Source organism: Pseudomonas sp. 10S4, assembly GCF_034344865.1.
Lineage (GTDB): Bacteria > Pseudomonadota > Gammaproteobacteria > Pseudomonadales > Pseudomonadaceae > Aquipseudomonas.
Map to the genome: position 1 here is coordinate 1,718,784 of NZ_CP133774.1, position 20,283 is coordinate 1,739,066.

At 61.2% G+C, this 20,283-nt stretch carries 12 protein-coding genes and 5 pseudogenes; 8 read left to right on the top strand and 9 right to left on the bottom strand.

Annotated elements, in window-relative coordinates; genetic code table 11:
• Nucleotides 1–144: 144 nt before the first annotated feature.
• The 5 genes and pseudogenes from RHM58_RS08075 to RHM58_RS08095 form a co-directional block, all read right to left on the bottom strand.
• Nucleotides 145–976 (bottom strand): annotated as a pseudogene (locus RHM58_RS08075) (class I SAM-dependent methyltransferase).
• A pseudogene (locus tag RHM58_RS08080) lies at nt 970–2,126 on the bottom strand (acyltransferase family protein). The pseudogenes RHM58_RS08075 and RHM58_RS08080 overlap by 7 nt, the downstream one beginning before the upstream one ends.
• The gene (locus tag RHM58_RS08085; RefSeq protein ID WP_322270044.1) at nt 2,123–3,010 is read right to left on the bottom strand and encodes a class I SAM-dependent methyltransferase; all 888 of its coding nucleotides are present in this window, start codon (nt 3,008–3,010) and stop codon (nt 2,123–2,125) included. Before RHM58_RS08085 ends, RHM58_RS08080 begins: the two are co-directional and overlap by 4 nt.
• A complete protein-coding gene (locus RHM58_RS08090) occupies nt 3,007–4,311 on the bottom strand; it encodes a glycosyltransferase (protein WP_322270045.1) in 1,305 nt (434 codons plus the stop codon). Before RHM58_RS08090 ends, RHM58_RS08085 begins: the two co-directional genes overlap by 4 nt.
• The gene (locus RHM58_RS08095) at nt 4,305–5,882 is read right to left on the bottom strand and encodes a glycosyltransferase (protein WP_322270046.1); all 1,578 of its coding nucleotides are present in this window, start codon (nt 5,880–5,882) and stop codon (nt 4,305–4,307) included. The genes RHM58_RS08090 and RHM58_RS08095 overlap by 7 nt, the downstream gene beginning before the upstream one ends.
• A 438-nt stretch (nt 5,883–6,320) precedes the next feature.
• Between RHM58_RS08095 and RHM58_RS08100 the strand changes: the two genes are divergently transcribed.
• The 8 genes and pseudogenes from RHM58_RS08100 (at nt 6,321) to RHM58_RS08135 (ending at nt 15,307) form a co-directional block, all read left to right on the top strand.
• Nucleotides 6,321–7,235, top strand: coding sequence for a GDP-mannose 4,6-dehydratase (locus tag RHM58_RS08100; protein WP_322270047.1), 915 nt, complete (start codon nt 6,321–6,323; stop codon nt 7,233–7,235).
• Nucleotides 7,232–8,203, top strand: a complete 972-nt coding sequence (gene gmd, locus RHM58_RS08105) for a GDP-mannose 4,6-dehydratase (RefSeq protein ID WP_201199198.1) — start codon at nt 7,232–7,234, stop codon at nt 8,201–8,203. The genes RHM58_RS08100 and gmd overlap by 4 nt, the downstream gene beginning before the upstream one ends.
• Nucleotides 8,204–8,206: 3 nt before the next feature.
• Nucleotides 8,207–9,649, top strand: a complete 1,443-nt coding sequence (locus RHM58_RS08110; protein WP_322270048.1) for a mannose-1-phosphate guanylyltransferase/mannose-6-phosphate isomerase — start codon at nt 8,207–8,209, stop codon at nt 9,647–9,649.
• Nucleotides 9,650–10,446 (top strand): annotated as a pseudogene (locus tag RHM58_RS08115) (ABC transporter permease).
• Nucleotides 10,446–11,699: an ABC transporter ATP-binding protein gene (locus RHM58_RS08120; protein WP_322270049.1), complete on the top strand. Its 1,254-nt coding sequence runs from the start codon at nt 10,446–10,448 to the stop codon at nt 11,697–11,699. Before RHM58_RS08115 ends, RHM58_RS08120 begins: the two are co-directional and overlap by 1 nt.
• Entirely contained in the window at nt 11,696–13,063 is a 1,368-nt protein-coding gene (locus tag RHM58_RS08125) for a glycosyltransferase family 4 protein (RefSeq protein WP_322270050.1), read from the top strand. The genes RHM58_RS08120 and RHM58_RS08125 overlap by 4 nt, the downstream gene beginning before the upstream one ends.
• Nucleotides 13,047–14,176: pseudogene (locus tag RHM58_RS08130) on the top strand (glycosyltransferase family 4 protein). Before RHM58_RS08125 ends, RHM58_RS08130 begins: the two are co-directional and overlap by 17 nt.
• Entirely contained in the window at nt 14,177–15,307 is a 1,131-nt protein-coding gene (locus RHM58_RS08135) for a glycosyltransferase family 4 protein (RefSeq protein ID WP_322270051.1), read from the top strand. It begins immediately after the preceding pseudogene.
• A gap of 185 nt (nt 15,308–15,492) precedes the next feature.
• Here the strand turns inward: RHM58_RS08135 and RHM58_RS08140 are convergent, their stop codons facing one another.
• From RHM58_RS08140 to RHM58_RS08155, 4 genes and pseudogenes are all read right to left on the bottom strand, one after another.
• Nucleotides 15,493–15,858, bottom strand: a complete 366-nt coding sequence (locus RHM58_RS08140) for a DUF6124 family protein (RefSeq protein ID WP_322270053.1) — start codon at nt 15,856–15,858, stop codon at nt 15,493–15,495.
• A gap of 436 nt (nt 15,859–16,294) precedes the next feature.
• A pseudogene (locus RHM58_RS08145) lies at nt 16,295–18,326 on the bottom strand (pyridoxamine 5'-phosphate oxidase family protein).
• Between the two features lie 56 nt (nt 18,327–18,382).
• Complete coding sequence (locus RHM58_RS08150; protein WP_322270055.1) at nt 18,383–19,009, bottom strand: glutathione S-transferase family protein; 627 nt, start codon at nt 19,007–19,009, stop codon at nt 18,383–18,385.
• A gap of 250 nt (nt 19,010–19,259) precedes the next feature.
• Nucleotides 19,260–20,159 carry a LysR family transcriptional regulator gene (locus RHM58_RS08155; protein ID WP_322270056.1) on the bottom strand — a complete coding sequence of 300 codons (900 nt, stop codon included), beginning with the start codon at nt 20,157–20,159 and terminating at the stop codon, nt 19,260–19,262.
• Between the last annotated feature and the right edge of the window lie 124 nt (nt 20,160–20,283).

Sequence of the window (20,283 nt, forward strand, 5' to 3'; positions counted from 1 at the left end):
GGGCTGTGAAGCAGCCCCAAAACCAGCCACCACATTAATTCAGACAGATCGAGTTCTCAGCACTAGCGACTGCTTCGCAGCCGAGCGGGAGCAAGCTCCCTCGCCACAAAAGCCACCACCACAGAAAACACTGCCAGCCTTGGGTTATTCGGCCAAAGGCTTACGAGCGATGATCACCTGACTTTTCGCCACGACAGCATCCAGTGCCTGTTTGATCTGCGCGCCCCGCGGCGAATCGAGGATCGCTTTCCAGGTATCCGCCCAGTGATTGAGCAGCGGATGGTCAGCGTTGCTGAAGTCGACCTTGGCTTCCCAGAACAACAGCATCCACATCGACCAGTAAAACCCGTACTGGCTGTGGCTCAGCACTTCCAGGCCGGCGTCACTGACCATCGCCTTGAACTGCTCTTCGCTGATGATGCGAATGTGGTTGGGCTTCTGGAAGTACTCTGGCGCGGCGATGTCCTTTTGCAGGTCTTCGGAGCTCGGGTGCGGAACGCTGAGCAAATACAACGCCCCAGGCTTGCCGACCCGCACCAGTTCAGCGAGGAACTGCGCCGGGTCGTCGACGTGTTCGATGACTTCGGTGGACACCACGCGGGTGGCGGTCGCATCGGCAATCGGCAGCGGATTGCAATCGGTCACGTGGCACTCCACGCCCCGGGCCGGCGTATCGCTCAGGCGCTGGCGGGTCGCTTCAACCTTGGCCGCGTCAATGTCGGCAATGATGATCTTCGCCCCGCGCATGCCGCAGAAATGCACGTTGCCGCCACCAGCCGCAGCCGACGTCGAGCAAGGTGTCCTCAGGGGTCACCGGGAAACCGGTAAACAGCTCGCCGGTTTCCTGGTTGAACCAGCCACTGAGCATCGCGTCATGCAGGCCGAGCATGTACGGGTCGACCTTGTCCGCGACCGGTGCCACTGGCTGCGCGGGAGCGGGCGTGCCCGCCGTGAGTTTCTTCAAAAGGCTCAGCATGAGGTAGCTCCAGAGGATGGGACGGCGGTTCGGGACGTGCTCAGACGTTGCACCAGCGAGGCGCCGCGATTGCGCATGGGCATTTCGACGAAGCGGTAATTGAGTTCGCTCAACAGGACAATCAGCCCGCCAGCGATCAGGATAGTCAGGACCGGATGGCCCGCCGGACTCGGCAGACCGGCCGCCTGCAACCGGAAGATCACTTCGCGCACCAACGCGTACGCCGGAATATGGATCAGGTAAATCCCGTAGGAGCGACTGCCGATCCACACCATCAGGCTCTTCAGCAAACCTGCTGGCATCAAGTAATCACGGTTGTAGGACGCGATCCAGACCAGCACCGCGCTGAGCACGGCAATCGCGCCGATCCGGTAATTGGCGAAGGTGAAGCGGTCGGTGGCCATGAAGCTCAGCGCCAGCGTCCAGCGATCAGCAGCGCCGCGACGCCCGCCCACGGCCGACGCAAGAATGTCGGCTCCCAGCGCACGTAATCAGGTCGTGCACTCCACATCGCCAGCAGCACGCCGAGGGCCAATGCATCGGTGCGCACCACCATCAGGATCGGCGTGCGCAAGGTGAACAACTGCACCGCGACCAACGCCAGCAACGCCCAGACCAGGTGCTTGCGGCAGAGCAGAATCAGCAGCGGGAACAGCAGGTAAAACTGCTCCTCCAGCGACAGGCTCCAGTACACGAAACTGGTGCCGTATTCGTAGTGGAAAAAGCTGTCGGCAAAGCGGAAGTTGGCATATTGCGCGACCCCGGCCAGCGTCGCCTGCAAGTTCGCTTGCAAGGTGCCGAACGCCCCGGAGCGGTTGATAAACACACAGGCCAGCAGCATCAACGCCAGCCACAACCACGCCGACGGCAGCAAGCGAAAGGCCCGCCGCAGCCAGAAGTTACGCGTCTGCTGCCAGTATTCCTGGCGCGTGCTGCAACCCTGCAAGGCCGGGATCAAACTGCGTGCAATCACGAAGCCCGAGATCGCGAAAAACAGATCGACGCCCCACCACGGTTGCGCCCAGGCATGGATGTTTTCCAGCAATGGCACCGTGTCGGTAAACAGGCTGCCTTGCAGGTGATGAAACAACACGCCGAGCACTGCAATACCGCGCAGCAACTCGATGTCCATGATCCGTTTGCTGCTCATGCCATCCTCCCGGACGTGGCGTCGGCATCCAGCGGTTTGCGGGCGATGATCACCTGACTCTTGGGCATGAATTGATCAAGCATCTGCTTGATCGCCAGGCCATTGGGTTGTGCCAGCAAGTCTTGCCAGGTCTGCGCCCAGCTCTCCATCAGCGGTGGGTACGGCGCCTGAATCCGGTCGCGCACTGCGCCACCCAGGTCGCGACCGGCGGCGCGTTCACTGGCCCAGAAAAAGATCATGCCCATGACCCAGAAAAACCCGGTGGCCTGGCGATGCTCGATCACCAGCCCGGCGTCTTCGACCATCGCGGCAAACCGCTCCGGGGTAAAAATCTGCACGTGATTGGGCGATTGGAAATAGCTGGCCGGTGCGATGCCCTGCTGCAAATGTTCACCCACCGGGGCCGGAACGCTCAGCAAATACAGCGCCCCGGGCCGGCCCATGCGCACCAGTTCGGCCATGAACGGCTCGGGCTGATCAATGTGCTCAAGCACTTCCATGCACACGACTTTGCTCGCGCAGCCGTCGGCCAGGGGCAGCGGCAGGCTGTTGCTCACCAATCCAAGATTTTGCTTGTTCGACTGCGCATCCACCTGCAGGGCCAGCTCGCGGACCTTGTCGTGCTCGCTGTCGGTAAAGATCACCGACGCACCCTGACGCACCGCAAACAGGGTCGCCACGCCCTCACCGCAACCGACGTCGAGCAAGGTGTCGTCCGCGTTGATGGCAAAGCCTTTAAGCAGTTCGCCGCTGTCACCCAGAAACCAGCCATCGAGCATTGCATCGCGCAACCCCACATCCCGTGGCGACACGGGGCTGTGCATCACCGGCAACGGCTCGGGTTTCGCCGCAGGCAACAGGCGTCGCAACCATGCACGAATCATGCGTCGGGGGTTTCCAGGGCAGGTGTAACGGGGTTTTTGAACAAATCGGCAAAAAATCCTTTCAAGCGTTGCTCGGCGCTGGCCTGACTGCAGAACGCTTGCAGGCTGGTCACCGCATGGGCGGACATCTGCGCATAACGCTCGGGATCGTCCTTGGCTACGTCATAACTTGCTCGATACGCCCTGCACACCGACGCCCAATCAGTGATGTAGCGCAACGTGCGGAAGGCGCGGCGCGGGTCATGGGGCCAGGCGGTCAATTCGTCGGTGGTGTCGATGATGAAGGCGTTGTCGGCATCCAGGTAATCGATCATCGCCGTGGTGCGCGGCGCCACTGCCGGTTTGCCACAGGACATGAACTCCATCAGCGGCAGGCACTGCCCTTCACCGTAAGCGGTGTTGACCACATAACTGGTGGCCTGGACCAGTTGCTCGTAATCCGCATCCGCCAGGTAACCGTAAATCAACACGATGCGGCAGCGGTAGGACTGGTTTTTATACAAGTGATGAAGGATATCGGCCAGCGCTTCTTCGGCATCGTGGTGGGTCAGTTTGAACACCAGCGTGGCATCTTCAACGTCGCGGAAAGTCACGCAGAAGGCACTGAGCATGTCTTCCCAGTTCTTGCGCCCGTCACTGGGGTTGAACACCGAGGTATAGATCACCCCGTCGAGCACCAACTCGTGCTCACTGGCCGGCGCATCGAAATCGATGCCCTGACCCGTACGCAAATGCACCGGGCCAAACGCCTGCAGGTCGAGCTGACGACTGTCCGCCACCACCCCTTTGATCTTCAATTTCACCTGCCTGGCCAACGGCTGGCGTTGCAACTGCGCACCACGGGCAGCGAAGCGGTCCCATACGGGCGCGGGCACGGAGACGATCGGATAGTCCGCGCCCATGGCCTCGCGCACCGCGTTGACGGTGTAGTTGGAATGCGTGATGGCCGCACCGGACGCGCGCAACACGCTGCACCAGTCATTGCGTGGTTCCCCGGCAAACGGCTCGTTGGGAATGGTGCTGAATTCCCAGGCAAACACCGCCAGGGTCGGGCAGGCAAAGTTGACCGGCGTGCGATGCGGGGGCGAGAACGACAGGAAGACACAGTCTTCACCTCGGGACAGACAGTCGAGGTACAGCGCATCGACTTCGGTCTGTGGGTCGCTGACTTCGATCACTCGCCCCAGTCGCTCCAGCACCGGCCGGTACTCCTTGAGCACGAAGTAATAGCTGTACTCCGAGCGGCCGAGGTTCTGGGCAATGGTGCGCTGGTTGGTTTCCGAATGAATGATGATCAGCATGAGGCGTTATCCGTCACGGTCGCAGGCACAGAGGCCTGCGGCACCAGCCCGAAGAAGTCCGACAGACGTTGCTGCACCGGGGCGAACGCGCAGTAGTCGTGCATGCGGTCGATGGCGGCGCGGGACATTCGCTGGTAATCCTGCGGTTGCGCCTTGGCCATCCGGTAGCTGTTTTCGTAGGCGCTTTTCAGCGAACCCCAGTCCGGTCGATAACGCAGGGTGCGGTAGATGATGCGGGTGTCCTGCGGCCAAATGGTCAGCTCTTCGCTGGACTTGACCACAAACGCCACGCGCTCATCGATGTAATCCTCCATGGCGGTGTGATCCGGGGCGATCACCGGTTTGCCGCTGGCCATGAACTCCATCAGCGGCAGGCACAGGCCTTCGCAGCGTGAAGCATTGACGTAAAAACTGGCGGCTTCGTACAGCCGGGCGTATTGCGGATCGTCCAGATAACCGTGCATCACCACCACTCGACAGGCAAACGGTGACAGCTGCGCGAGCAACGTCATCAGCTCGTCGTAGTAGGACGACAGGTCGCTTTGGGTAATCTTCAGCACCAGCGTGGCGTCGTCGGTTTCGCGGAACGCCCAGCAGAACGCGGTGATCAGCTGATGCCAGTTCTTGCGACCGTCACGCGGGTTGAAGACGGTGACGTAGACCACGCCGTCCACTTGAGTCTCGACCTGGGTGTTGGTATCCGGCCACTCCCGGGGTTCGGGCTCGGGCACTGCAACTGTCTGCGGACCGGCGATGGCCGGCAGGTACTCGGCGAGCCGTGCATGGACGGTGTCCGACAACAAGTCGCGAACCCCTTCCCAATACCACTGGCTCAGGAAGTGCGTGCGATGGACCGGGTCCGGCAGCGATTTGCCTTTGTCCAGGCGCCACATGTGCAGGTAATGGCGGGCAATCACGAAGCGCCGTTTCAGTGTCAGCGGCGGTGGCTTCAAAGCCTCCAGCTCGGCCGCCAGCGCCGCCAGTTCCTCGGCACTCGGCGGCACCGGGATCAGCGCATCGGCGTTGAGCCCGAGGGTACGGGAGTCGAAGACGCAGCCCTTGATCTGCAGTGTTGAACCGGGGTTCACCGGCGCGCTGGTGTGGTGACTACGAATGGCCGCGAAGTTTTCCCACAACGGCGTTGGCAACACCAGAACCGGGAAGTCTTCACCCATGGCCCGGCGAATCGCCCGGGCGGTGTGGCTGGAGAGCGTGATGACCCGGCCCTGGCGCGCGAGCATGTGCGTCCAGTCCTGGCGCGGGTCATTGTCCCACTGCTCATCGGGAATCGAGTCGAACTCCCAGGCCACCACGCAGATCGTCGGGCACTCCAGATCGGTCGGGGTTTTCTGCGGCGGGGTGAACGACAGGAACAAGCTGTCTTCGCCAGCGGCGAGCAGTTGCCTGTAGAGGGGATCGACCTCGGCGACGCTGGACACCACGTGCACCCGCCCAAGGCTTTCGAGCACCGGGCGATACGCCTTGAGCACGAAGTAATAACTGTATTCGGGTCGACCAAGGCTCTGGCTGATGGAGCTGTCGTTGACGTCCGAGTAAAGAATGAAATTCATGGCATCCCACGATGAAACCGCCGTCCCGGCAGCCCCACTCTATGACGGCAAAGCAACGGATCGCGGCGGCGTTTGCCGGTCGTCGTCCATCGTCTTCTTGCCCGTCTACGTTCTTGTTTTAATGGTCAGCTTCGCGGGGATGGGAACAACTTTCGCAGCACCCCGAACGATCGCTGGATAATCGTGACGAGGGGCATTCTAAACACATCCGTTGAGGATTCGTGAACCGCCCGACGAGAAAAATGAGGCTACGCTAACGAGAACTGACCAGTCACGGTTGGACCTGTTGAAATTGCGCCGTAATTGGCACAGATTGGCTACCAAACAACTACAACAAAGACTTCGCCTGTTTTCCTACCGATGTTTTCGCACGGTCTGACAGACATTCCCGTCAGCCTGTGGGAAATGGCAGAAGTTTAATGACCAAGGGGCTGCTGTTTGAAAAAGCGTCTGTTCGTTACGGGTCTGAGTGGATTCGTAGGACAACACATCCAATCGCGTCTGAATGCCGATACCTCGAAATGGGAGCTGCTGACGGTCCCTTCGCGCTATGACCTCGGCAACCCGGACAGCCTCGCAGACCTGTGGCCCGAGCTGCCCGACGCCGTCATTCACATGGCCGGCCAGACTTTCGTTCCCGAAGCCTTCCGTGATCCGGCGCGCACGCTGAACATCAACCTGCTCGGTACCCTGAACCTGCTGCAAGCCCTCAAGGCTCGCGGCTTCAACGGCACCTTCCTGTACGTCAGCTCCGGCGATGTCTACGGCCAGGTCAGCGAAGCCCAACTGCCCATCACCGAAAGCCAGCCACCCTGCCCGCGCAACCCGTATGCAGTGAGCAAACTGTCGGCGGAATTCTTGAGTCTGCAATGGGGCCTGAGCGAAGGCTGGCCGGTGCTGGTCGCCCGTCCGTTCAACCACATCGGCACCGGGCAAAAAGACAGCTTCGTCATCGCCAGCGCAGCGCGGCAGATCAACCGAATCAAGCAAGGCCTGCAAGCGCCACAACTGGAAGTCGGTGACATCGACGTCACCCGTGACTTCCTCGACGTGGACGATGTGATTTCGGCCTACCTGGCGCTGCTCGAAAAGGGTACGCCGGGGCAGGTCTACAACATTTGCTCGGGGCGCGAGCAAAGTATCCGCAGTTTGATTGAACAACTGGGGGACCTCGCCCAGGTCGACATGCAATTGATTCAGGATCCTGCGCGACTTCGCCGCGCAGATCAGCGTCGCGTTTGTGGCAGCCATGCCAAGCTCGCCCAGACCACAGGATGGACGCCTGAAATCACAACACAACAATCCCTGCGGGCGATCCTGTCCGACTGGGAGAAACGAGTAAAAGACGAATGACTAAAAGTGCACTGATCACAGGGATCACCGGCCAGGACGGGGCTTATCTGGCGAAACTGCTGCTCGACAAGGGTTACAAGGTCCACGGCCTGGTGGCCCGGCGCAGCAGCGATTCACGCTGGCGCCTGCGCGAGATGGGGGTCGAGGGCGACATCATTTACCTGGATGGCGACATGGCCGATGCCTGCTCCGTGCAGCGCGCGGTGATCAAGTCGGCGCCGGACGAGGTCTACAACCTGGCGGCGCAAAGCTTTGTCGCCGCCTCCTGGGATCAACCGGTGACCACCGGCATCGTTGATGGCCTGGGCGTGACTCATCTGCTTGAAGCGATCCGCCAGTTCAGCCCGCACACGCGTTTCTATCAAGCGTCCACCAGCGAAATGTTCGGCCTGATCCAGGCCGAGCAGCAAGACGAGAACACGCCGTTCTACCCCCGTAGCCCGTACGGCGTAGCCAAGCTCTACGGTCACTGGATCACCGTGAACTACCGCGAGAGCTTCAACCTGCACGCCAGCAGCGGGATCCTGTTCAACCACGAATCACCGCTGCGCGGCATCGAGTTCGTGACCCGCAAGGTCACCGACGCCGCCGCCCGCATCAAGCAAGGCAAACAGCAGGAATTGCGCCTGGGCAATATCGACTCCAAGCGTGACTGGGGTTTTGCCGGCGACTACGTCGAAGCGATGTGGATGATGCTGCAACAGGACAAAGCCGACGACTACGTGGTCGCCACCGGCGTGACCACCACCGTGCGCGAAATGTGCCGGATCGCCTTCGACCACATTGGCCTGAATTACCGCGACTACGTGAAGATTGACCCGGCGTTTTTCCGCCCGGCCGAAGTCGACGTGCTCCTCGGGAACCCGGCCAAGGCCCAGCGTGTGCTGGGCTGGAAGCCAAAAACCGATCTGGATACCTTGATCCGCATGATGATGGATGCGGACATGAAACGCGTCGCCAAGGAGTAGGCCATGCTGATTCCTGTGATTCTCTCCGGCGGTGCCGGGACCCGTTTGTGGCCGGTGTCCCGCGAAGGGCACCCCAAGCCGTTCATGACGCTGCCCGACGGCCAGTCGCTGCTGGGCAAGACCTACCGGCGCGCGGCGGGCCTGCTCGATGGTTGGGGCGACATCGTTACGGTGACCAACCGCGAGTATTACTTCCAGAGCAAGGATCACTACCAGGACGCGCAATTGGCCCGTCATCGCGGGCACTTCCTGCTTGAGCCGACCGGCCGTAACACCGCCCCGGCCATCGCGGCGGCGGCGCTGTCGCTGCAAGCCCTGCACGGTGACGAAGCGATCATGGTGGTCATGCCGGCCGATCACCTGATCGTCAATGTCGACGCCTTGCAGAGCGCCGTCGCGCATGCCGTGACGCTGGCCAAGGCGGGTTACCTGGTGACGTTCGGCGTCGAGCCGACGACGCCGGAAACCGGCTTCGGCTATATCGAGACCGGTGCACCGCTGGACGACAAAGGTGCGGCCAGGGTGCAGCGCTTCGTCGAAAAACCCGACCTGCAAACCGCAACGCATTACCTGGAAAGCGGCAACTTCCTGTGGAACTCCGGCATGTTCTGCTTCTCGGTGGCCACGCTGCTGGCCGAGTTGCAGGTTCACGCCCCCGAACTGCTGGAACAGACCCAAGCCTGCATGGCCGTCAGCCCATCGGTGGAAACCGGCGGTTGCCTGCAACAGGAATTATCGCCGGCGCTGTTTGCCGAGATCACCGACATCTCCATCGACTACGCCTTGATGGAACGCTCGGACAAAGTGGTCGTGGTGCCCGCCGGTTTCGACTGGAGCGACATCGGCTCCTGGGGCGCGCTGGCTGCACTGGTGCCGGCCGATGCACAAAATAACCGCGCCAGTGGCGATGCGATCTTCGTCGATAGCCACAACAACTTCGTCCAGAGCGAAGGCCGGCTGGTCGCCGCGGTGGGTGTGGATAACTTGATCATCGTCGACACCGCCGACGCCGTGCTGGTGGCCCACGCCGACCGCGCCCAGGATGTACGCCGGGTGGCCAAGCAGCTCAAGGACAAAAAGCACGAAGCCTATCGCCTGCACCGCACCGTCAGCCGGCCGTGGGGCACCTACACCGTGCTCGAGGAAGGTCTGCGTTTCAAGATCAAGCGCATCGTGGTCAAGCCGGGCGGCAAGCTGTCGTTGCAAATGCACCACCACCGCAACGAACACTGGGTCGTGGTCGAAGGCATGGCCAAGGTCACCAACAACGGCACCGGCACCCACCTGGTGGCCAAGAACGAATCCACGTTCATTGCCGCCGGGCACAAGCATCGCCTGGAAAACCCGGGTGTGATCGACCTGGTGATCATTGAAGTACAAAGCGGCGAATACCTGGGAGAGGACGACATCGTCCGCTTCGAAGACCAATATGGCAGGACGGTTTGAATGCTGCTTTCCCTGTACCGCTCGCTGTGGGGCTATCGAGGTTTCATCCTCGGTAGCGTCAAGCGAGAGTTCCAAGCGCGTTATCGCAATTCGTTGTTCGGTGCCCTCTGGACCGTGCTCAATCCGCTGTCGATGATCGTCGTGTACACGGTGGTCTTTGCCCACATCATGCGCGCCCGCTTGCCGGGCGTGGATGACGGCATGGCCTACAGCGTCTACCTCTGCGCCGGTTTGCTGACCTGGGGCCTGTTCTCGGAAATCACCTTGCGGTGCCAGAACATGTTTCTGGAAAACGCCAACCTGCTGAAGAAAATCAGCTTCCCGCGGATCTGCCTGCCGGTGATTGTGCTGTTCAACGCCGGCATCAATTTCGCGATCATCATCGGGCTGTTCCTCGGCTTTCTGCTGATCACCGGACGCTGGCCGGGCATGGCGTTATTGGCGCTGCTGCCGCTGTTGGCGTTGCAGGTGATGTTCTGCGCCGGGCTGGGAATGGTCCTGGGGGTGTTGAACGTGTTCTTTCGCGACATCGGCCAGTTCTATGGCATATGCCTGCAATTCTGGTTCTGGCTGACACCGATCGTGTATCCGATCAGCATCCTGCCGGAGTGGGTCCAGCGCCTGCTGCAACTCAACCCCTGACCAACCTGATGGCCAGTTATCAGAACCTGTTCCTCTACGGCCAGTGGCCGGTGTGGAGTTCCCTGCTGCCGATCTTCGTGACCGGTGTGCTGTTCTGCGTGATCGGGCTGCGGCTGTTTCGCCAGCGGGTCGGCGAAATGGTGGATGAACTCTGATGGGGCACATACGCGTTACTGGCCTGGGCAAGGCCTACAAGCAATACCCTACGCGCTGGAGCCGACTGGCCGAGTGGCTGATCCCGTTTTCGCCGATGCGCCACCGCCAGCACTGGGTGCTGCAAGACGTGAATTTCGAGATCGCCCCCGGTGAAGCGGTGGGCATCGTCGGGGTCAACGGCGCCGGTAAAAGCACGTTGTTGAAGATGATCACCGGTACCACCCAACCGACCTGCGGCAACATCCAGCTCGAAGGCCAGGTCGCCGCCCTGCTGGAACTGGGCATGGGTTTTCACCCGGACTTCACCGGCCGGCAGAACGCCGTGATGGCCGGGCAACTGCTGGGCATGCACGTCGAAGACATCGAAGCCCTGATGCCGGAGATCGAACGTTTCGCCGAAATCGGCGAGGCCATCGATCAGCCGGTGCGCACCTATTCCAGCGGCATGCAGATGCGCCTGGCGTTCAGCGTGGCCACGGCCCGGCGCCCGGACATCCTGATCGTCGACGAAGCATTGTCGGTGGGCGACGCCTACTTCCAGCACAAGAGTTTCGACCGCATCCGCAGCTTTCGCAAAGCCGGCACCACCTTGCTGATCGTGTCCCACGACCGAGGGGCGATCCAGTCGATCTGCGACTCGGCGATCCTGCTGGATCGCGGCCGCATGGCGATGCACGACAAACCCGAAGCGGTCATGGATTACTACAACGCCTTGCTCGCCGAACGCGAAGGCCAGACCGTGCGCCAGGAAATGCTCGCCGGAGGCCAAGTGCAAACCATCTCCGGTACCGGTGAAGCCGGCATCCTCAGCGTGCGCCTGCTGGACGAAAACGAACGCGCCATCGATGCCGCCGAAGTCGGTCAACCGGTGGTGCTGGAAGTGCAGGTAGAGATTCGCCAGGACATCGAACGCCTGGTGCTGGGCTTCATGATCAAGGATCGCCTGGGCCAGGCCATGTACGGCATCAACACCCACCGCCAGGACAAAGCCCTGGACGACCTGCACGCTGGTGAGCGAGTGACCTATCGCTTTGCCTTCGTCATGGGCCTGGGCAAGGGTAACTATTCCGTGGCGCTGAGCCTGTCGCGCCTGGACTCACACCTGGACCGCAACTTCGAATGGCGCGACTACGGCCTGGTGTTCCACGTCATCAATAATCGCCACGAAGACTTCGTCGGCTGCTCGTGGCTGGGCGCCCAGACCACCATCACCCGCACGGCCACTGCCATTCACCAGGAGCGCGCGTCATGACTCGCCTGCTGGTGGAATGCACCCACGTATTCCAGCATCCCAAGGTCAACTCGGGCATTCAGCGCGTGGTGCGCAACGTCATCAATCAACTGCCGCCCAGCGTGCAGGGCGTCGAATGCATCCCGGTCGTGATGCTCAAAGGCAAGCTCTACCGAGTGCTCAAGCTCGGCGCGTTGAACATTCCGTTTTTCGATCACTTGATGATCTTTGGCGGGCGTCTGGGGCGCCTGGCCCACCGGTTCTGGCAACTGCACCAACGCCTGCACAACCGCACGAATTCGCGAGTGATCAAGCGTTTGCTGCACGTGGCCTACCGCGTCACGGCGATTACCTGTTTCAGTATTCCGCTGCGTCTGATCGACGGTCTCAACCAATACCAACTGCCCAAGCGTTGCACGCCGTTGCAGCATCAGCCGGGGGATCAGTTGGTGTTGCTGGACTCGTCCTGGCACACCGATTTCTTCCCGTTTGCCGAACAACTCAAGCGCGAAGGCGTGGGCATTGTCTCGGTCATCTACGACTTGATTCCCCTGACCCACCCGCAGTTCTACGACACGCGGCTGGTACAGGTTTTCAACGAATGGTTCGACTGGATCACTAAAACCGCCGACGGCTATGTGGCGATTTCCGCCACGGTGCGCGACCAGGTGCGCGAAGAATTGCAGCACCGGGTCGGTCCGGCTAAAGCCGATGCCTTGTGGTTCGACTATTTCCACCTCGGCTCAGAACTGGACCTGAGCGAAGCGAGCGCTGCCGTCGAACCGCGCCTGAAGCGGATGTTCGACGCCCCGGAGCCGGTGTTCCTGATGGTCAGCACCATCGAACCGCGCAAGAACCACGACTACCTGCTGGACGCTTTTGAACTCGCCTGGGCGGCGGGCTCGACAGCCCGACTGTGCATCGCCGGGCGCATCGGCTGGAAGTGCGACGCCCTGCTCGCCCGGGTGCACAACCATCCGCAGTTGAACAAACGGCTGTTCATGTTCAACGACCTGAGCGACACCAGCCTCGAATACGCCTACTCCCACGCCCGTTCGCTGGTGTTTCCGTCCTGGGTCGAAGGCTTCGGCCTGCCCCTGGTGGAAGCCATGCAACGCGGGTTGCCCGCGATGGGCAGTGATATCCCGATCTTCCGCGAAATTGGCGGTGAGTTCATGGCCTACTTCGACCTGGCCAAGCCGCAAACCCTGGCCGATCTGGTGGTTCGCTTCGAGAACAGCGGCCAATTCCCAGCGGCTCGCAATGTCACTGATTGGCAGTGGATCGGCTGGCGTGAAGCCAGTGCGCAACTGGCCGAACGCACCCTGCGCAATCTTCAGCCGACACCGGTCGTGGCAGAGAGGCAACATGCGAATTGCCCTTAACGCCCGCATCCTCCAGGCCCCGCGCACCGGCATCGGCCATTACGTTGCCGAACTGGTGGGCGCACTCGCCTGTGAACCGGACATCGAATTGTCGCTGTTCCACGGCTGGGGCTGGAGCACTTCGCTGCCCGAGGCCGCCATGCCCGGCTACTCGCGACTGTCGCCGTTGCTGCGGCAAATTCCCGGGGCCTATCAGGCACGGCGCTGGCTGGCGCAGAAACGTTTCGATCAGGGCCGGTCCCAGTCGATCGACCTGTATCACGAACCGAGTTTGTGGCCGCTGTCATTCGACGGCCCAACGGTCATCACCCTGCATGACCTGACGCACCTGCATTACCCCGAGACGCAACCGCCGGCGCGCTTGCGCGAAATCGAGCGGCGACTGGCCGATGGCGTGCAACAGGCGCAGTTGATTCTGACCGACTCGCAGTTCATTGCCGATGAGGCTCAAGCCTATTTCGCCCTGCCCGCCGAGCGTTTCATCGTCGCGCCGCTGGGCGCGGCGGCGCGTTTCCATCCGCGCTCAGCCGAAGACATCGACACGGTCCTCAAGGCCCACGGGGTCGAGGCCCGAGAATATTTTCTCTGCGTCGGCACCCTGGAACCGCGCAAAAACCTGGCCCTGGCCCTGCGTGCCCACGCCTTGCTGCCGGAGGCGCAGCGCCAGCGGTTTCCGCTGTTGATCGTCGGCATGGCCGGCTGGCAGCGCGAGCAATTCAGCGAAGAACTGCGCCAGGCACTGGCCGCCGGGCACGTCTGCTTGCTCGGTTACCTGCCCGACGAACAAGTGGCACAACTGTTGGCCGGGGCGCAGGCACTGATTTTTCCATCGGTCTATGAAGGCTTCGGCCTGCCTGTGCTGGAAGCCATGGCCAGCGGCACGCCGGTGATTCTGGTTCAGCATTCGGCGATGCCAGAGGTGGCCGGCGCGGCGGGCAACTACATTGAACCTGACGACCCTGTCGGCTTGCGGGATGCGATGAGCCGACTGATCGACGATAAAACGCATTGGCAGGCATGCCGAGAAGCGGGACTACAACAAGCGAAGCTTTTTCCTGGGAGCGTTGCGCGAAGATCACAGCCCGCGCCTACCGCCAGGTTTTGGGAGGTTGAATGCGAGTTCTTCATTTTTTCAAGACGTACCTGCCCGACTCCGTAGGTGGCATCGAACAAGTCATCTTCCAGCTCTGCGAAAGTGGCGCCCAGCACGGCATCGAGGGCCAGGTACTGACGCTGAGTGCCGACCCGACGCCGCCCGTGGTGAAACTCGGTCAGCATGAAGTGCATCGGGCCAGACTCGACATTCAATTCGCCTCCACGGGATTTTCCTGGAGCGTGTTCAAACAGTTTCGCGAGCTGGCGGCCGAAGCGGATGTGGTCAATTACCACTTCCCGTGGCCATTCATGGACCTGGTGCACTTCGCCAGCGGCATGAACAAGCCGAGCGTGGTCACTTACCACTCGGACATCATTCGCCAGAAACACCTGCTCAAACTCTATCGGCCGCTGATGAACCGTTTCCTCGCCAGCGCCGACCGCATCGTCGCGGCCTCGCCTAACTACCTGCACACCAGCGATGTATTGCAGCAGTTTCAGGACAAGACCCGCGTCATTCCCTACGGTTTGAACAAGGCCGGTTATCCACAGCCTGATACCGAGCGCATGGCCCATTGGCGGCAGAAGCTTGGGGATAAGTTTTTCCTGTTCGTGGGCGTGATGCGTTACTACAAAGGCTTGCACATCCTGCTCGACGCCTTGAAAGACGTGGATTACCCGGTGGTGATCGTCGGCGCCGGGCCACTGGAAACAGAATTGCACGCCCAGGCTGCTGCGCTGGGTCTGCGCAATATCCACTTCCTCGGCCGGCTGGGGGATGAAGACAAGGTGGCGTTGCTGCAACTGAGCTACGCCATTGTGTTCCCGTCGCACCTACGCTCCGAAGCGTTCGGCATCTCGCTGCTGGAAGGCGCGATGTACGGCAAACCGATGATCTCCAGCGAAATCGGCACCGGCACCAGCTACATCAACATCCACAACGAAACCGGGCTGGTGGTGCCACCGAGTAATCCACAGGCGTTCCGCGAGGCGATGCGCACCTTGTGGGAAGACCCGGTGCGCGCGGCAGCCATGGGCGTGAAAGCTGAGGCGCGGTATCGGCAGTTGTTTACTGCCGACGAAATGGGCCGCAAGTGGACGGAGCTGTATCAGGAATTGCTGGAAGAAAAATCCCTGTCCTACGCCTGACCCATGAGGGGTGAACCCTCTGGTGCAGTGAACCCTGTGGCGAGGGGCTTGCCCCCGTTCGGCTGCGCAGCAGTCGTAAAACCATCGCACGCGGTGTGCTTAATACATCGCGGTGGCAGGTTTTGGGGCCGCTTCGCAGCCCAACGGGGCAAGCCCCTCACCACAAAAAGTATTCCCCTGCTGATTTAGCCGTGTGGCGCAGGTTTCGGCAGTTCGACGTTATCGAGCATCCGGTTCACCGCCAGCTCGGCCAGCATGACGATTTGCTGGATCGCCATGGCAGTGTGCCGGTTGGGACCTTCCAGGCGGGCGGCAAAGTCGCTGGTCATGATGCTGGCCTGGGCCAGGGATTCGCAGGTGTGGGCCAGCAGATCTTCGTCTTTCATATCCGGCATGATGGCGAACATCGTGCTCGGCTTACGAGCCGGCGGGGCTTTCAGGGCGGCGGGGTTTAGGTAGAAGTTGAGCGCGCGGTCGGCGGCTTCCTTGAGCTTTTTGGCGTCGAGGGTGGGGCTGTCGGTTTCTGGGGGATTCGGGGTTGCTTTGAACATAGTGGATCACCTTTAAGAAATGAGGCTGCCACTTTTTTCGTTTCCACACGAAAAGGTGACAGCTGTGCGCAGGGTGGAAAACCGAGCAAAGGCATAACCCCGGCAGACCCGAAGGTCTCCCGCACACAGCCGTCATAACTCAAAACAGCGACGATAAAAAACGCCGCAGTATGCCATGGGGCTATGCCTTTAAAACCTCGGGTTTCCACGCCCGATCGCTGATGTGCAGCGACACCCAAAGCCTATCCACCCCGTTTCCGACGGACAACCTTCAAAACCTGTCGGAAACATTCCCCAAAATCACTCGGTCTGTAGGACCACCACAGTCAAAGGTGGGAGTGAGCCTGCTCGCGATAGCGGTGGTTCAGCCTCCAGCAATGTTTAATGACAGACCGCTATCGCGAGCAGGCTCGCTCCCACAGGGGATCTGGGGTGCTTATAAGTCCAGCACCAACGGCTCAGCCCCCTGCGCCGGCACCGCACAACAAATCAGCACGTGCCCCGCCTCCGGCACTTCTGCCGGCGGCTGTGGATAATTCACCTGGCCGCTGATCAACCGGGTCTTGCAGGTGCCGCACGACCCGCCGCGACAACTGAATTCCGGGCGCAAGCCGCGGCTCTCCGCCAACTCCAGCAAACTGCCGCCGTCCGGTTGCCAGCGCGCTTCTTTGGCCGAACGCTGGAACACCACTGGCACCGAGGTCGTCGCGGCTGGCGGCTGCTCGATGACGATCGCATCCGGATCGGGGCGCCGACGCAATGTCGATGGGCCAAAGGTTTCGGCGTGAATTTGTGAATCGCGGATGTCCAGGTCCCGCAGCCCGTCGTATATGCCTTGGGTAAAACTCCCCGGACCACACAGGACAAAGTCCAATTGATCGTAGTCCTCAACCTCAAGGATCGACTGCAACAACGCCATGTCGATACGCCCGGTCAGGTCGAAGTCTTCGCCCTCCCGCGCCTCGGGTTCCGGTTGGCTGAGCAGGCGCAGTACGCGAACCGTGTCACCAGCCCCTTCAAGCAACCGATCCAGCTCTTGGCGAAACGGTTGATCCGCCAAGGTCCGCGAACTCTGGAAGAACCACGTCGGCCGAATATGCCGGGTGCGCCAGCCCTGATAAACCACCTCGCGCACCATCGACAGCAACGGCGATGATGCCGACCCCGGCGGCCAACAGCACCAGCGGCCGACGCTCATGGGGCGCCACGGTGAAATGGCCCTGCGGCGCACGGGCTTCGAGCACATCACCGACGCGAATCTGCTCATGCACGTGGGAAGACACCAAGCCGTCACGCTTCACGCTGATGCGGAAAAAATCATCGGACGGCGCACTCGACAGGCTGTAGGTGCGGATATGCGTCTCGCCGCCCACCTTAAAACGCAGCGGCAAATGCTGCCCGGCCTGGAACACCGGCAAACCGATGCCATCGGCAGGCTCCAGATAAACCGAGCGAATGTTTTGGCTTTCCGCCTCGATCCGCACCACCCGCAATGGCCGCCAGGCATCACCCAACGCCTGGGCTTGCAGGCGAGCAGCGGCCTGTTCCCAGGTGCCGGTCATCAAACTGTTCGGCGACATCCCATCGAACCGCCAGCGCAGGGCCAACGCCGCCGGCCGCCGCACCACGCGTGCAACCTCAAACGTCCACAAGCGCTCGGCGCCTTGAAAGGCTTCGACCTGCGGGCCTTCGAGGATGATCTCGGTGCGACCACTGAGTTGCAGCAGGTCACCCGATTTGAAGTCGACGAATAGCAAACCAGCCCGAGGGTTGAGCAACAGGTTGCCCAAGGTGTTGAAGTGTAAGTTGCCGGCGAAGTCCGGAATGGTCAGGCGATTGCCTTCGATACGGACGAAACCGGGCTGGCCACCGCGATGAGAAACGTCCACCGAGCGTTGGCCGTCGACGTCCACATAACTGGCGACAAAGAACGTATCCGCCCCGGCGATCATCGCTTTGGCCGCGTCATCCAGCTCAAAGAGGTGCTGCGCCATGCGGGTCGAAGGGTCCGCCAGCGGCACCGAATGAAACTGACGCAATTGAATATATTGCGGGCAGTTGCCGAAGGACTGCTGCACCGAAACACCAAAGCCGCTCGCCGTCATGGCGCCGACCCGGCCGTTGAGCCGGTTGCGCCGCCGGGTGTGCAGTTCGATGCCCAACAGACCAATCGCGTCCCCGGCGTGCAATTGCGCAGGGTCATCGGCTGCAGGCAGGCTGTCGAACTGCAACCCTGTAGGTGCAGGCGAATGCGCGAAGCCGGGCTGACCTTCGAGGATGCTGGCCCACGGATCGCCGTTGGCATCGACCGCGCCGTACAGCATGAACGGCAGTTGCTGATAGAACTGGCGATGCTGGTCTGGCATCTCGCTGCGAATCACCCGACGGCCGAGGGTGTCCATTCGCTCGGCAACACCCACGTGTTCCTGCATCTGCCGTTCGCCGGCGTGCCACGGTGAATGTTGCATGACAGGACTCCTTTTGGTGAAAGGATAAGACGCGAACCCACAGGGTTTGACGGGTATCAGGCAGTGGTCTGCAAACCCGCGACAGTGCGCGGCATGCCGACAAACCCAGGCAAGGCTTCAATCCGCGTCAGCCAGGCACGAACGTTGGCGTAGTCCGCCAGGGACACGTTGCCTTCCGGCGCATGGGCGATGTAGCTGTAGGCCGCGACGTCGGCGATGGTTGGCTCGTTGCCCACCAAATACTTGCTGTTAGCCAGTTCCTGATCGATCACTTTGAGCAGGTCGTGTGAGCGAGCGATCACTTCTTCGGCGCTGTAAGGCGCGCCAAACACCGTGATCAGCCGTGCTCTGGCGGGGCCAAAGGCAATCGGCCCGGCGGCCACCGACAACCAGCGCTGAACCTTGGCGGCACCGACCGGGTCGGTCGGCAGCCAGCGACCGTTGCCATATTTCTGCGCCAGGTACACCAGGATTGCGTTGGAATCCGCCAGCACCACGCCTTGATCATCCAGCACCGGCACCTGACCAAACGAGTTGAGCGCCAGGAACTCCGGCTGTTTGTGCTCGCCTTTAGCCAGGTCGACAAAGATCAAATCGGTCGGCAGTTGCAGCAGGGACAGCATCAACTCGGCACGGTGAGCGTGGCCGGAACGGGGGAAGTTGTAGAGCTTGATGGCGTTCATGATCGACTCCGCTGGGTGGTGGCGCCGATCAGACAATGATCAGCACCAATGGCGGCCATCATCCGCCTATCTCCAAATCAGCAGAATAACCAGCAAATGCAATCCATTGTTTCAGCCAATGCAATAAACCCCAAGCCCAGCACCGATCCTTGTGGGAGCGGGCTTGCTCGCGAAGACGGACTATCAGTCAACATCTTTGGAGAATATGAAATTGCCTTCGCGAGCAAGCCCGCTCCCACAGGTTCTGCGCTTACCCCAAGGCGGGATGTTCACGCAGCGCCCTCACCATAAAATCCACAAAGCTGCGAATCCGCGCCGGGGCTTTGCGCCCACCCTGGTAGACGATGTGAATCGGCAGCGGCGCCAGTTCAAAGTCAGCCAGGACGATTTCCAACTCACCGGCCGCAACTTTGCCCGCCACTTGATAGGACAGCACGCGGGTAAACCCCAATCCGAGGCATGCAGCGGTGATTGCAGCCTGATTGGCGGTGACCACCAAGCGTGGTTCCGGGCGAACGCTGATTGGCTGGCCTTTATCGAGGAACGGCCAGTTCCTGAGTTGGCCGATGGACGAAGTGGCGACAACCGGCGCGCCGGCCAGCTCCTCGGGATGCCGAGGTCGTCCATGGGTTTGCAGGTAACCGGGCGACGCGCAGATCACCCGCCGCACTTCCCCCACGCGAATCGCATGCTGATTGCTGTCGGGCAAATCGCCGATACGCACCGCGACATCAATGCCCTCCTCGACCATGCTCACCACCCGATCAACCAGCAAGCCGTTGATCACGACTTCAGGGAATTGATCGAGGTAACGCACCATCACTGGCGTGACAAACAACTCGCCGAACAACACCGGCGCGGTGATCGTCAGTTGCCCACGAGGCTGGGCGTGGCTGCCCGCCGCCGAATCCTCGGCTTCCTGCACCTCGGAGAGAATTCTGCGACAGTCTTCGAGGTAACGCTGACCGGCCTCGCTCAAGTGCACGCTGCGGGTGGTGCGCGTCAACAGCAAGGTGCCGATGCGTTTCTCCAGCGCCGCCACCGCGCGAGTGACACTGGCCGCCGACATTCCCAAACGCCGTGCCGCCGCCGAGAAGCCTTGCTCCTGGGCGACGGCGGCGAAGACCTGCATTTCCTGGAAGCGGTCCATCGGTGAACTCCTGAGCACTAAAAAACGCGAGGCCGGGAGTTTCCGAATGACCCTGGATTCGCTGAAAGAGGGGTTTTGCTGGCATTCTGATTATTGTGACGTATAACCCTGAACGTTCACGCTT